Origin of the sequence: Paenibacillus sp. RC334 (genome assembly GCF_030034735.1) — a bacterium.
GTDB lineage: Bacteria > Bacillota > Bacilli > Paenibacillales > Paenibacillaceae > Paenibacillus > Paenibacillus terrae_A.
The window spans coordinates 4,951,946-4,966,419 of record NZ_CP125370.1; the positions used below are offsets into that span (position 1 = coordinate 4,951,946).

8 protein-coding genes and 3 pseudogenes are annotated in these 14,474 nt (G+C 45.7%); 5 read left to right on the plus strand and 6 right to left on the minus strand.

What is annotated here, in order from left to right:
- Positions 1-7: 7 nt before the first annotated feature.
- From QMK20_RS27775 to QMK20_RS27785, 3 genes and pseudogenes are all read right to left on the minus strand, one after another.
- Positions 8-3,103: a condensation domain-containing protein gene (locus tag QMK20_RS27775; RefSeq protein ID WP_481857805.1), complete on the minus strand. Its 3,096-nt coding sequence runs from the start codon at positions 3,101-3,103 to the stop codon at positions 8-10.
- Positions 3,080-4,342: pseudogene (locus tag QMK20_RS27780) on the minus strand (amino acid adenylation domain-containing protein); the annotation flags it as partial. The pseudogene QMK20_RS27780 and the gene QMK20_RS27775, both read right to left, overlap by 24 nt.
- A 24-nt stretch (positions 4,343-4,366) precedes the next feature.
- Positions 4,367-5,689 (minus strand): annotated as a pseudogene (locus QMK20_RS27785) (condensation domain-containing protein); the annotation flags it as partial.
- 636 nt (positions 5,690-6,325) lie between these two features.
- Here QMK20_RS27785 and QMK20_RS27790 point away from each other — a divergent pair.
- On the plus strand, positions 6,326-6,457 hold the full coding sequence (locus QMK20_RS27790; protein ID WP_404559674.1) for a transposase: 132 nt from the start codon (positions 6,326-6,328) through the stop codon (positions 6,455-6,457).
- 148 nt (positions 6,458-6,605) lie between these two features.
- On the opposite strand, the gene QMK20_RS22720 is transcribed toward QMK20_RS27790, so the two are convergent.
- On the minus strand, positions 6,606-7,031 hold the full coding sequence (locus QMK20_RS22720; RefSeq protein ID WP_283653428.1) for a TetR/AcrR family transcriptional regulator: 426 nt from the start codon (positions 7,029-7,031) through the stop codon (positions 6,606-6,608).
- A 250-nt stretch (positions 7,032-7,281) separates the two neighbouring features.
- Between QMK20_RS22720 and QMK20_RS22725 the strand changes: the two genes are divergently transcribed.
- Positions 7,282-7,425 (plus strand): hypothetical protein, encoded by a 144-nt coding sequence (locus QMK20_RS22725; RefSeq protein WP_283653429.1) that lies wholly within the window; start codon positions 7,282-7,284, stop codon positions 7,423-7,425.
- 266 nt (positions 7,426-7,691) lie between these two features.
- On the opposite strand, the gene QMK20_RS27795 is transcribed toward QMK20_RS22725, so the two are convergent.
- Positions 7,692-7,835 (minus strand): hypothetical protein, encoded by a 144-nt coding sequence (locus QMK20_RS27795; protein ID WP_404521949.1) that lies wholly within the window; start codon positions 7,833-7,835, stop codon positions 7,692-7,694.
- Positions 7,836-8,694: 859 nt separating this feature from the next.
- Between QMK20_RS27795 and arsM the strand changes: the two are divergent.
- From arsM to QMK20_RS22740, 3 genes and pseudogenes are all read left to right on the plus strand, one after another.
- Positions 8,695-8,988, plus strand: a pseudogene (gene arsM / locus QMK20_RS22730) (arsenite methyltransferase); the annotation flags it as partial.
- A 316-nt stretch (positions 8,989-9,304) separates the two neighbouring features.
- Positions 9,305-10,018, plus strand: coding sequence for a beta-glucanase (gene bglS, locus QMK20_RS22735; RefSeq protein WP_283653430.1), 714 nt, complete (start codon positions 9,305-9,307; stop codon positions 10,016-10,018).
- A 766-nt stretch (positions 10,019-10,784) separates the two neighbouring features.
- Entirely contained in the window at positions 10,785-13,634 is a 2,850-nt protein-coding gene (locus QMK20_RS22740; protein WP_283653431.1) for an alpha-amylase family glycosyl hydrolase, read from the plus strand.
- A 402-nt stretch (positions 13,635-14,036) separates the two neighbouring features.
- Here QMK20_RS22740 and QMK20_RS22745 read toward each other — a convergent pair whose 3' ends face one another.
- The gene (locus QMK20_RS22745) at positions 14,037-14,273 is read right to left on the minus strand and encodes a hypothetical protein (RefSeq protein ID WP_254349036.1); all 237 of its coding nucleotides are present in this window, start codon (positions 14,271-14,273) and stop codon (positions 14,037-14,039) included.
- Positions 14,274-14,474 lie beyond the last annotated feature (201 nt).

A 14,474-nucleotide genomic window follows, 5' to 3' on the forward strand; every position in this document is an offset into this window, starting at 1 on the left:
GCTATCGTTAAACCGGATTTGTGCCCCCCTGTACGAGCTTATGCATCTGTGCGTCCACCGGATAATTTTCAAACACCAGTATATGCGTAATCAATTCTTGCTTTCGACCGCTCTCCCTCTGCATCTCATATAATGGATACGTATCATATGCGATGGAAGAAATCGCCTGTCGTTGACTCATTTGAAGCAGCTCTGCAAAGCTCATATCTGCTGTTGTGCGAATACGTACCGGGATGGTGTTAATACATGGTCCCACCATAGTGGAGACACCTTCCAGTTCTGCCGGTCTACCTGACACTACGCTACCAAAGACAACATCATCACTGTCGTTATGTTTTTGAAGTAGCGTTCCCCATACAGTCTGTATAAAAGTATTGACAGTAACTTGCACGTCAGCGGCTGCCATCTTCATGTAACGTGTTAATTCTCCATCTATAAGGCAAGTATGTTCTTCACATACATAGCTGTCGTTCGCTTTTTGAAGAAGCGTAGCGGCAGGGACATTCGCTTGCCCTTCATACCCATCCAAATAAGCCTGCCAGTAGGCAGATGCCTCTTCATGGTTTTGCGCTTCAAGCCACTCGATATATTGGGAGTATGGAGCTACAGCAGGTAGCTCAGCCTGCCGTTGCTGGAGTGCAGCATCGTAATGCTCCATCAGCTCACCGAAAAAGAGTGGCAGACACCAACCGTCCAGAATGATATGATGAAATGTCCAGATACACTGGTATTGATGGTCTTTTGTGCCCAAAATGGTCATGCGCATCAATGGCCCGCGTGCCAAGTCGAATCCGAGCTCCTTTTCTTGCAACGCGCATAACCTTACATGCTCCTTATACTGTTGTTCATTTAGTGCGCCCATGTCTTCATAAACGAAGCTCAACCGGGCATTCCGATATACTATTTGCAGCGGAGCATTCCGCCAATTATCCATAAAAAAAGTACGAAATACGCTATGTCTCTGCATTACTTTTTCCAAAGCATTTGCAAAGTGATCCACGTTAAGCTGACCATGCAGCTTAAATAAAATCTGCTCGACATAAGCAGATGATTGCCTGTCAGCTACGCCGTGAAACAACATTCCCTTTTGCATCGGCGTTAAAGAGTAAATATTTTCAACCTCTTGAGGATGCTCGCAAGCATGCTGCAGTTGCTCCAGCAGTTCGTCCAATTCTCCAACGGACAATCCTTTCATTGAAACATCACTTGGCGTAAGCTGCACCTGTTCCTGACTCACGCAATGCTCCATAATTTCAATGATTTTATCGTGCAGCAGCCAAGCCAGCTTTTGTATACTTTGCTTTTCAAATTGTTTGGCACTGTAGCTGATGCTGAAAGACAGTTGTCCTTGCGCCACGATGCCGTTAATATCAAGTGCATAGAGTCTGCTCTGGTTGGGACTGACAGATAGTCCGCCCATAAAAGCCGCTACCTGCATGCCTTCATAACCAGTCTCCGTATCGAATTGCCCCAGATAGTTAAAACTGATTTCCGGTGTTTGGCCAGCCGGTCCATCCTCGGTCTGATCCGAGGTGTAGCGCAGCAGTCCATACCCTATACCTTTGTTGGGAACCCGCCGCAGCTCCTCCTTCACCGTCTTGATTTGCACGGATAATGCCTGTCCTGCCGGAAAGGACAGCCGTACCGGATAGCGACTGGTGAACCATCCTACCGTCCGCGTTACATCCAGTTCCGGCACGATTGCCTCTCTTCCATGCCCCTCCAGGCTGAGCGCTACTTCCGTGATGCCCGTCCATGCCTGTATAGCCCGTCCCAGTGCGGTCAGCAACAGATCATTCATCTCTGTCGTATATGCCCGGTGACTTTGCTTGAGCAACTGCTCCGTCTCTCCCGCTGTCCACTGCACCGTCACTTCTTCACTGTCCTTTACCAAAGATACGCCTGTCTCGGCGTAGTCCTGCGGCAGACCCGGTGCTGCTGTTGCTTGGATGCCCGCCCAGTACCCTGCTTCCGCCTGCAGCGCCTCACTCCTCGCATAGTGCGACAACCCCTCTGCCCAAGCCTGAAAGGCGTCCGTTTTCATCGGCAGCCGGATCGGTTCCCCTTGCTGTGCCTGGGTATACGCTGTGCCTAAATCCTCCAGAAGTATGCGCCAGGAAACGCCGTCGATGACCCAGTGGTGGATCGCCACCAGCAGATGATCGCCATCCGTACACCGGAACAATCCCAGCTTGACCAGTGGGCCTTCGCTCAGATCCATCGTCGCCTGAATCCGGCTCGCCTCTGCCGCAATCGCTTCCTCGCTGTCTGTATCCGGTGCCATGTCCAGCACCTCCAGGCTGTAGCCCGCTCCTTCCCCGATCTGGCGGGTCCACGCCGTATAACCGCTATCGCTCCGGCGCAGCACGGTCCGCAGGGCATCATGGTGATCCGTTATCGCCTGCATCGCGGCTTGCAGCGCCCTCACTTCCCAACCGTCCGGGCGCTGCAAAACGACACACTGGTTATAGTGATGCAGGTCGGTCGCCTGCTCGATCACGAAGGCCTGCTGGATCGGGGTCATTCCCGTAACCCCGCGGATCTCGCCTTGCTCTGCCGTCCGCTTCACCGGCTCGACATGGGAACTTAAGGCGGCAATCGTAGGATTGGTCAGCAGTTCTTTCATCCCCACCTGGTAGCCCGCTTGGAACAGCTTCGCTGACACCTGGATGGACTTGATGGAGTCCCCGCCCAGATCCAGGAAGGAATCATAAATGCCGACCTGCGCCACCCCCAATACCGCTGCCCAGATCGAGACGAGATGCTCCTCGACTGCATTGCGCGGCGGTGCGTAAGCAACACCTGGCTCCACGTACGCCTGTGGCGCGGGCAGTGCCTTGCGGTCCATTTTTCCGTTGGACGTCAGCGGCAGCGCCTCCAGAGGCACGAAGTAGGTCGGGATCATATACTCCGGTAGCGACGCACTCAGCGCTGCCCGCAATTCTCTACCCGTCATGTTCCCGTCCGTGACGACGTAGGCACACAGCTCCTGCCATCCGCTCTCTGCCGAACGGGCGATCACTACCACCTCCCGGACCCCAGTCAGCGCCCGAATCGCACCTTCCACTTCCCCCAGTTCAATCCGGTAGCCCCGGATTTTCACCTGATCGTCCGTACGTCCGATATACTCCAGCTCCCCGTCGATCCGCCGGCGCGCTACGTCACCCGCCCGGTACATCCGTTGCCCCGGCACAAAGGGATTCGCCACAAACTTCTCCGCCGTCTGCTCCGCCCGGTTCAGGTACCCCCGGGCTACCCCGTCTCCGCCAATATACATCTCGCCTGCGACCCCGGCCGGCACCGGCTGTCCATACGGATCCAGCACATAAATGCTCGTATTCGCTGCCGGACGGCCGATCGGCACATACTCGCCCATCGGGCGGGCCGGATCATACAGATAACTCATACAACCGACGACGGTCTCCGTCGGGCCGTATTCGTTGAACAGGCGCACCGTGCCCCCGCTTTGCTCCCAAATCCCCGCCGCGAGCTTCGCGCTCAGGTTCTCTCCTCCGACGATCATCCGGCGGATCGTGCTGTCCTGCACCAGCCCCAGTTCGTGCACCAGATGCAGATGAGCCGGGGTCAGCTTGATCAGATCGATCCGGGGATCACGGAAGATGCGCGGCAGCAGCGCCGCTTTATCGTCACCCGGGTAGACGATCACTGTATTTCCCGTGATCAGCGGCGTGAAGATGCTCGTCACCGTCAGGTCAAAGGCCAGGGAGGAATACAGCGGGAACGTCGTCTTCATCCCTTGCACATACGTGCGGCTGGACCACCAAATATAGTTGGTCAGCCCCTGATGTTCAATTAACACGCCCTTCGGCTGGCCCGTGGAGCCGGAGGTGTAAATCATGTAGGCCAAATGCTGCATCCGATCTCGGGGAGCGTCCAGCTCCTCCACAGGGGTAGCCGTTCCCCCCGGTGCCCCGTTCGCCCCAAGGGGCAGCACCCTGCCGTTATAGTCCGCCGGAAGCTGGACTCCGTCCCCCACCAGCGCGATGCGAGCGCCTGAATCTTGAAGCATGTAGGCGATCCGTTCATCCGGAGAAGCCGGGTCCATCGGCACGTAGGCCCCGCCTGCTTTCAGGACAGCGAGAATGGCGATGACCACCTCTGCGCTGTGTTTGGCACAGATCGCAACCCGATGGTCGGCCTGCACCCCGGCTGCCCGGAGGCTATGCGCCAACCGATTGGCCTGAGCATTGAGCTCCCGGTAGGTGAGCCTGCGATCCTCGCAGATGACTGCCGTCTGTTCCGGTGTACGCCCCACCTGTTGTTCAAACAGCTGCTCTACCGTCTGCCCCCGCGGATAATCTGCCGCCGTATCGTTCCAGTCATAGAGCGTTGCCTTTACTTCGTCTTCATTCATCATGGATAATTCGGCTATAGTACAATTCGGAGAACCTGACATTCCACGCGCAATGTTCAGTAGATAAGACATGATGGATGAAATTTCCTCACCGTTAAACAACTCTGTACGATAATCGACGTATATTTCCATCGCATGCTTATCTATTTTTTCGACGACATGAATCAACAAATCGTTGACCTCATCCCCACAAAAATTCGTATAAGCAATTAACGGAGCCCCGTCGATTTCCTGCACGGTCAGTGGTCTATACTCCATTGCCGTTCCAAACAACCTTTGAATGTCCTGAGCTGTATGCAACTCACGAATATCCTTGATGAGCTGGTTATATGGATATTTTTGATGACGTAAAATTTTGGACTGCAACTTAGATACCTTTTGAAGAAAGGAAAGTACTTCTTCCTGAGGGTCTACAAATATTCTTACAGCTGTGGTGCTCACATACATTCCGAGAGTTTCTTTTTCCTCTCTCGTAGAGCGATTCACATAATTGGTTCCAACCACCATATCGCTTTCGTGCGTCATTTTATTCATGTATACGTAGAATGCGCTTAGGAAAAACGTAAACATACTGATTTTATATTGATCCGAAAACAGCTTAATACGTTGATATAATTCGGCATCAATATCAAAATATTTTCGTTCACCCTTGGTACTTGTCAGTAATGAATTGTGTGGTTTGAGTTCGGTTAGAACCGGTAACGTTTGAAACTGCTCCAACCAAAACGCTTTATCTTTTTGATAACGTTCCGATTGTTCATAATTTTTTTCAGTAAATATGTAATCGATGTAAGAGCCTGCATTCGACGAGGGTGGGAATTGACCCTCTTTAATATCCGTGTAGGTTTTTGTAATTTCGTTTACCAGATTAGCCAGACTGATTCCGTCGGATATTATATGATGAATTTTGATGTTGTAACCAAAGCATTTGTCTTTAATTTTAAAAATTATGAATTGGTATAAATCAGAATCATAGAGTTTGAGAGGTTCTCTATTATGAATATCGAGCCAACTGTCCACATACTGTTCATAGTTTTCTTCCGGTATCTCCACATGAACTATTGTATTATATGTAAGAGGACCGATATATTGCTTCGTTTCCTCCCGCTCAGTCATCAGCTTTATGCGGAAAGCAGTGTGCCGCTTAATGACTGTTTCAATAACATGCTGTAATAAATAAAGATTTATAGGAACCGTGAATTTAATCGTGCCCGAAAGAAGACAGGAAGCCGTATTCGGATTCAGCATTTCGGTATACCAGATTCGTTGTTGTGCTTGTGTTAACGGATACAATGTTTTTTCAGTATGTTCCATATTTACGCCTCGCTTTATGTGCTAATTTGTAATACGAACCTTGTCAACACAAAACGTAAAAACATTAATTTACCAACATCCATATCATAACATCATATTTTTGTCGAAGTAACGTTAAAATTGTCGAATTGTTAAATTATTGATTTATTTTTTTCTACTAACCTTTAACATATCATCTATAATTGAAAACGCTTTATAAATTCCCCTCCTTCTGGGAATCGCTTTTATTTTTTCTTGAATAATCTGGATTTTTACACTGGTTTACCTAATTTCTCAAGGAAGACGGTGTTAAATCTATTCTTTGATTCTCGGGTTCCGATCTGATATTAAATTGAATCCTCTGCTCTTTAAATTCAGCTTTAAAAATACGTCTTTCTTATTCCGGTCACTCATTTCTCAGTGGGTTGTCTGTAATCTACTAAACCACTTTTTTCTGTCTATATACACAATATACACAATCATGATTTCTCATTCGCAAACACAGCATGAAAATAGCGAGTAGGCTTGTAGAGTTCAAGATGACGCAAAACTAAAAAGTGGACACCAAGAAACGAGAATTCGAGAATAAAATCAAATTCATTCGAGGTGTCCAAATGAGCAAAAAATATGATAAAGCATTCAAAGTTCAGCGTTCAAATGATTCAAGAAACAGGGAAAGCTGTTGCGCAAGTGGCGCGTGAGCTTGGGATTTCCGCAAACACGCTGTACCGTTGGGTTGCCGAATGCAAACAGGATGACAGCGAGACCTTTCCAGCCAGCCCAATGTAGCGCTTCCTCCCGTCAGCCGGATATCCGTACTTAGCTTTATCTGCACGTTGGAGGATTCTGTAATCCCGGCCACCTCTCCGAATGTCCCAACAATATCGACGTTGCCGTCCTCCGTTTAGAATCACGACACCCGCCGTGAATTTAGCTTCTATATTCGTTTCTGGAGGCACATGAGCTTCAATGAGGATTTTTTTGATTCACTCCCTGCTTCAAATAAGATACGAAGTTTCTTCCCTCGCACAGTAATGTACTGCCAGAAACAAACTAATTGTTGAGGTAGCAGATGTGTTTCGACGGAAGTCACAAAGCTAATCTCTTCCTCTGCATCAAAACAAATCAACAGTAGATCGTTTTCTTCTCTTGGATTATGTTCAATAGCTTGATTAACGACCCATTTACCGTGTAGGACTTTGATCATTTTGCAATGTATCCAATTTTCTTGGTTAAATTCCTTTTGCAGCACTTCAAATAATTCATAAGGATCTTTGTAGTAAAGATAGAAGGTCCTGTGGTTAATGTCAGCTTGTTTGCATATTTCGGTGACCGTTATTTGAGGCAATTTTCTCGTTTCCAACAGAGCAAGGAAACTCTTCTTGATGAGGTCTATCGTATATTTGGTTCTTCTATTGTTCTTACTCCGACCATACGATCCTCCTCTTCCCACATCATTTAAACAAACACTAGACGATTTGTTGAATTGATAACATTAACTCGTTTATTGGTTATTGTGATTCTGGATATTTTGAGATTGTACTAACAATGTGGTATTTAATCTAAAGGTGTTTATCTTATGAAAATAATCGAAACGGAGTATTTGATATGAGATGAGAACCGTGGCCGTGGAAGAAGCGAAGAATGGCATACTCGTGAACCTGTTGGATCCGGGCAATTTGAAAACCAAAAAAAATCCACATGGAACCGGATACCCTACAACGGTAGTTGATAAAATAGTTACTTTGGCTTCCTGACGCAAACTGTACTATTCATACCAACAGTGACGGACGCAGGGGGTGAACTCACACTTAGAAGCAGGTCTAGTTAAACGATTCCCTCCGATATTTCCCCTACTGGCAAACAAAATGCATAAAAAATTCTAAAAATAGTCTAATGACATCGGAGGACCCCGAATTCATGATATGGAATATCTGGTCTTTTATACACCGAATAAATATCATCACTAATCTCTTTCAACTTGTACTGACCACAATGTAGTCCGGTTGAGCCAACGCTTCGCTCACGAGGCCATCATGTTTGGAACCAGCGTTTCGACCACCTGAAGGGGTTGCCCATTTTGGACTCGTAAAGCGACATGAAGTTTAATACCTGCGCGCTCCCCGTGATAAGGAGCCCAGGGCAGTCGTGTTTTTCCCACCGTCATGGTGGTCGAATCGATCAGGAGTAATTCTTTGGGAAACGTAAGTTTTCGGCGTGTTTCTCGGCTACACTTGTGAATGACCCGATGAAAAGCTCCTTAAATATAGCAAAGGGGATTTCGGCCGCTTTGGTGGAAAAACACGAATAATGAATCTTAGGTAAGCCACTGCGAGCGGCATGGTCCACACCGGAACGATAACTGTCCCATTGTTCTAAGGCAGCTACACACCAGTATTGAAGTAAGTGGGTTACTGTGAATTTACGGGCTTTGTCTTCATAATCTGCTCCCTTGGCAACGCTTTGCACTTCTTCCGGTGTCAGAATAGATTGAAGGATGAATGGGATCGTGATAGACTTTTTCTACCATTTAGTGGTTAATCAACAGGTGTGTTACATTATAGAAATAATCTTATTTTCTGTCATTAATTTTAGTGCACAACTTCACTGTCCGTAGACAACTATTTTATTTTAGATATAAATCTTTTTATTTACTGGTTTTATAATTATTAGTCACAGAAGGATGTACTGTATTCTACAACACATATTAGCATTTGAAAATCGATTTCCATATCCAAAATTAATAATAGTCGATCAGGTCTAACTTTCGAAATCCTGAGATAAGTTTGATTCAAGATTATCTAATAGCACACAAAATAACCCATTATCGGAACTTACATACTCCTCCATTAGCAGCCACTCCAAATTAACATTAAAGTTTAGTTTTAGGGCGATTAAGGTTTCTATTGACGGCTTATATTTATCTTTTTCCAATTCACTCAATTGTGCGCCTTGCTGCTAACAAACATAAGAAGCATTCAAATTCTGCTCCACCTATCCCATTCAAATTAAAGGAGTGTTTTGATATGAATAAACTGACGAATGATGAAATCCGCCAAAATGTACGGAACCATTACCAACAGATTGCTGTTAAGGAAGTCAATCCCCCCCCCGCAGCAGGCAGCTGCTGTGGAGCTCCGTCAGATGCGGATAGCCTCTCATCACAAATGGGTTATTCGACTGAGGAGTTAACAGCTGTCCCTCAAGGAACAAATCTTGGACTTGGCTATGGTAACCCACAAGCTATTGCAGAACTGAAAGCAGGAGAAGTTGTTCTCGATCTGGGCAGCGGCGGCGGATTCGATTGTTTTTTGGCTTCTGCTGCGTGAAACGAACGACAGGAACATAGAGCGCTTTGGCCGGGTTGCTCTCGCCCGACGTAGGCGCTCTAGTTATCGGCGTGAGTAGCGGCCCAGCGGTGCATTTTTAAATCACAACTTGATAAAATTTAGTTTTTTTAAAATTATGTTTCGAGCGTTAAGTTTGCTATAGTGTACGCCTCAATTTTAGACTACAATGAAGATACCAAATATGGAAGCGTTTTATATCTGTCCGGTAAGTTGGCCAATACTTGAAATAATGTATCATTGTCAGCCATTTCTTTCATGTTTGGTCAATCTTTTATGGAGGTGTAAAATGAAGAAGAAATCTTGGTTTACTTTACTGGCAACTGGAATTGTCTCTTTGTTGTTTACGGTAAACGCTTCTGCGGGGTATGTTTTTTGGGAACCACTTAATTACTTTAATTCAGGTGCATGGGAAAAGGCGGATGGATATTCAAATGGGAACATGTTTAATTGCACTTGGCGTGCCAATAATGTCAATTTTACTAACGATGGCAAAATGAAGCTTGGCTTAACGAGTTCTGCATACAATAAATTTGACTGCGGAGAGTATCGATCGACGAACACTTACGGATACGGCTTATACGAGGTCAGCATGAATCCTACTAAAAATACAGGAATCGTATCTTCCTTTTTCACGTATACGGGACCTACTGATGGCACGCAATGGGATGAAATAGATATTGAATTTTTAGGCAAAGACACGACAAAAGTGCAATTCAACTATTATACAAACGGGGTCGGTGGTCACGAGAAGATTGTAGATCTGGGCTTCGATGCATCAAAAGGCTTTCACACCTATGCATTCGATTGGCAGCCAGGATACATTAAGTGGTATGTTGACGGGGTTCTAAAGCATACGGCAACTACAAACATACCAAGCACGCCAGGCAAGATTATGATGAATTTATGGAATGGCACTGGCGTTGACGACTGGCTAGGTTCGTATAATGGAGCGAATCCGCTATACGCTGAATATGATTGGGTAAAATACACGAGCAATTAGCCCATAGTACCAAAAGCAGCCCTGTAGTGGCTGTTTTTTTTGATGATGCATTCGGCCATGAATAAAATCGCTGGAAATCTATTCAAAGCTGGCGATCACCGATGCGCAGCTGAATATAATCAGGTATTTAATAAATCCCCTGTTTAACCCATATGTTTGCGGATGGTTAGCATTTTCCTGCTTCAATTACTTTAAAGATACCAATACAGGAAAGGGGTCATGTAACTCCAATCGGTTTATAACTCAGGAACCAACTTTAATGAAGGGAAGTCAGACAACAAGTATTACGTTTGAAGGAATCATCCCCGGTTCAGCTTCAAGTTCAAGCTTATATTGCTGTCCATTCCACCTTAGGATACTCACGCTCGCGTTTTCTATTTTCTTTCCTGACCATATACTGCTTATTGACATCTGCTTAGCGACTCGCTTTGATACATTAACATGTGCCTTTCAAGGCTTTTTGGACGTTGGCTTCAATTATGAACAGGCTAGCTTAGGTTTGAAATATGTTCCTAGCAATTCATTGACCAGTAAAAGTATGGATGATATAATCATAAAAGGAAAAAATCATTGGTATAGAGCCATGCGTGAATGGGCTTTTCTCATAATTTCTTTTGTAAGCGCGTACAATGATTATTTTCCATATATACCACGGAGGAGGCGATCAAAGAATCCATTTTATCAAAATAAATGTTTTCTTTTTTTTATTTTTAATGCAACCGGTTGCATTATTTATTCCACTAAATATTATCAGGAGGTTGTTAACTTGCTAGGAAAAAAAACTGGGAGTTTTATTTCTTGGTTGATTATTTTGTCGCTTTGCTTCAACTTCTTCGGTTTACCCGGCGTAGCTTCGGCCAGTAGCACCGATTATACAGCCACCTACACGAATTCCACAGCGACTACCCTTCCCTCTACAACCGCTTCGATCACGTCTACCGTTACCGCAACGTATGCACCTACCACAATACCTAAATCAACTCAAACTGGGTTAACGGTTCACTTTAAGAAACCTTCAAGCTGGAATTCAGCGATTCGAATCCATTACTGGAATCTGAATCCGACAACCGTTCCGATAAGCGGAGCGTGGCCGGGAATCCTGATGAAGTCGGATGGAAACGACTGGTACAGCTACACCATTGCCGAGGCCACAGGCTCAAGTCTCATCTTTAATGACGGTAGCGGCAAACAGACGGCCGACTTGTCCCGCAGTGTGAAAGAGGGCTGGTATTACACAGATAACACATGGTATGATACCAGCCCGGAAATGCCTAAAATTCCGGCGATTTCCGCCTCTCCTGTACCCAAAACATATGATTCGTCCCAATCGGTGACGCTTTCCAGCACCAACAGTGACGATAAGATTTACTATACGATAGACGGCTCGACACCTACGACATCCTCTACCTTGTATACCTCTCCAATCCAAGTTGCTTCCTCTTTGACCATTAAGGCCTTCGGTGTCAACTCAATCGGTCAAACTGGAAATGCATCCTCTTTCGCTTATATGATTGACCTGAATTCAGATCTGCAAGCTCCGACAATCACAGCGAATTTGCCTACCAGACATTCCGATTCCTCGGTGACTGTATCCTTCAACCTAAATGATAACAAGGCGGCAACGACCAAGGCATACTACACGGACGATGGTACGGAACCAACCATAAGCTCGAAAGTATATATCCTCGGCAACGCTATGGCCGGATTGACCGGACCGTCCATCCTTATTTCCAAGACCACGACATTAAAATTTCTCGTTATAGACGGCGCTGGCAATCAAACCAAACAAAGCTTTGTTTATAATATTGGAAATAAAGGTGATTTTCGGGAAGATACTATTTACTTCGTGATTACTTCCCGGTTCTATGACGGTGATCCGAGCAACAACATGCACGCATGGGATGATGCCAAGGCGCGTAATCCGGATTCGGACCCGGCTTGGAGAGGGGACTTTAAGGGGCTGATTCAAAAGCTCGATTATATCAAAGCCCTCGGATTCAGCGCCGTCTGGATTACACCTGTTGTGCAGAATGCCAGCGGTTATGATTATCATGGTTACCATGCAATAAATTTCGCCAAAGTAGACCCAAGATATGAATCGGCGGGAGCTTCTTACCAGGATTTGATCAATGCGGCCCATGCCAAAGGGCTGAAGGTTATTCAAGACATCGTTGTCAATCATACCGGTAATTTCGGTGAAGAGAATCTGTACCCCATGTTCAAGAAAGATCCGGCTAAACCGGATACGGCTAACAACTTGGTGAAAACTACGGATAAGCTGCCGTCAAACTATGATACTATGACACCCGATCAGCAGTATCAGGCAAGGCTCGCTTTAATGAAGAACGCGGAAACGAACAATAACATTTACCATACAGAGAAAAGCCTCTCCTGGGAATCCTATACTGTTCAAACTGGTCAGATAGCGGGAGATTGCGTGGATTTGAACACGGAAAACCCTGCAGTTAACGAATATTTAATTGATACCTACAATCACTATATAGACATGGGTGTTGACGCTTTCCGTGTCGATACGGTGAAGCATGTGAGCCGGTATATTTTCAATAAATACTATATTCCTGCCTGGAAGACAAGAGGCGGCTCGGATTTCTATATTTTTGGAGAAGTAGCCACCCGTTACAGAGATGTCTGGAACAGTGGAATTCCGGCGATCTCGACGCCATTCTATACTTGGAAAAGCTCGAAATCGTATCCGGGCGATGGAAAGAATGATTACGCCTCCAATAAAGTGTCGGTTGAACAAGAGTGGGCGGACAACTCTACTACAGCAGGACAGCCAACCTCGAACAATGCTCTCTTAAACGGAAATACCTATCATACGCCTGACTATTCAATGAAATCGGGCATGGATGTGATTGATTTTCCGATGCATTGGGCATTCAAGACCGCGCAGGAAGCATTCAATATGAGAAGTGGCGATCAATACTATAATGATGCTACCTGGAATGTAACCTATATCGACTCGCATGACTATGCGCCCGACCAGGCTCCGGAAAATCAAAGATTTGCGGGCACACAGGACACTTGGGCCGAGAATCTCGATCTGATGTTCACCTTCCGCGGAATACCCGCTATCTTCTATGGTTCCGAAATCGAATTCCAAAAGGGGGCTGTCATTGATCCGGGTCCAAACGCACCGCTAAGCAAAACGGGACGGGCATATTTCGGCGATCACATGGAAGGCAATGTTACAGTACAAGATTACGGCAAATACACAAATGCTACCGGCACGCTTGCGGAATCGCTCAACCATCCTCTGGCCAAACATATCAGACAGCTTAATTTAATCAGAAGAGCTGTTCCCGCCTTGCAAAAAGGACAGTATTCCACAGAGAATGTAACGGGCAATCTGGCGTTTAAGAGAAGATATACCGACAGCGCCAAAGGCATTGACAGCTTTGCATTGGTCACGATTTCAGGAAACGCCACATTTACCGGAATTCCGAACGGAACCTATGTGGATGCGGTGACTGGTAATTCCAAAACCGTTACTGATGGCAAGATCACCCTGACATGCTCCGGCAAAGGAAACGCAAGGGTATATGTATTGAATGGCAGCGGTGGAATTGGAGAAACGGGAACCTATCTGAAGTAAACGGCAGTATGTCTTAGTTAACTGAAGCAACCTCAGTTCGGTATTGCACCGTGCTAAGGTTGCTTCCAATTAAAAAGTATATCCAAGAGAGAGAGTCAGGATATTGCTCTGGACTAAATTTTTAACGGATGGGAGTGAACCAAGATGCACCAACGACAGCTTCTATGTGCGTACATTCCTCCGTATATTTAATGACCAACAACCATCAAGTATTAACGGGTTCTGGCCGGTCATCCGGATATGTTCTACTGCATACAACGGGTACAAGCGTTAGACCAAAAGTACCTAAAGCATATGATAATTGAGGATGTCCTTCATGAATGTATAATGCTATTGCCATAATAATGATAGGCAAAACTGTAATACAATCATTATAGTTGTTTCCTCCATTTGCATTGTATTTCACACACGTTTCTTTAACAATTTTTTCAGCTGTGTGTTCGGGTCAGCAAAAGACTGAATAATCTCCTTCATACCTTCTAGAACGTTTTTTGAAGTTGTTAGATACAAATCTATTACTTCCGCAGGCCAGCTGTTAAAGTTGGCCGTGATTTTTATAACTTCTGTTCTTAAAGAAAAAGCACTTAAATTATTAGGGTCTAATCCCGCATTATTAAGCAAATGGGTCAATCCATGCACAAGTTCTACTCTTGAGCGAACGAGATTTTCAAAAGGATTGAAAATATCTAATATATCCCTTAGCTTAGGGATAGCCCAGGTGATTTGTATAAATTTAACCCACGAATTTTTCCTTCTAAGCAACGATTTTGATTTGAATTACGGATATGAGATTATAGGGGGTGTAAAAAACACCGGTGACCTTAAGCAGGTGACCGGTGT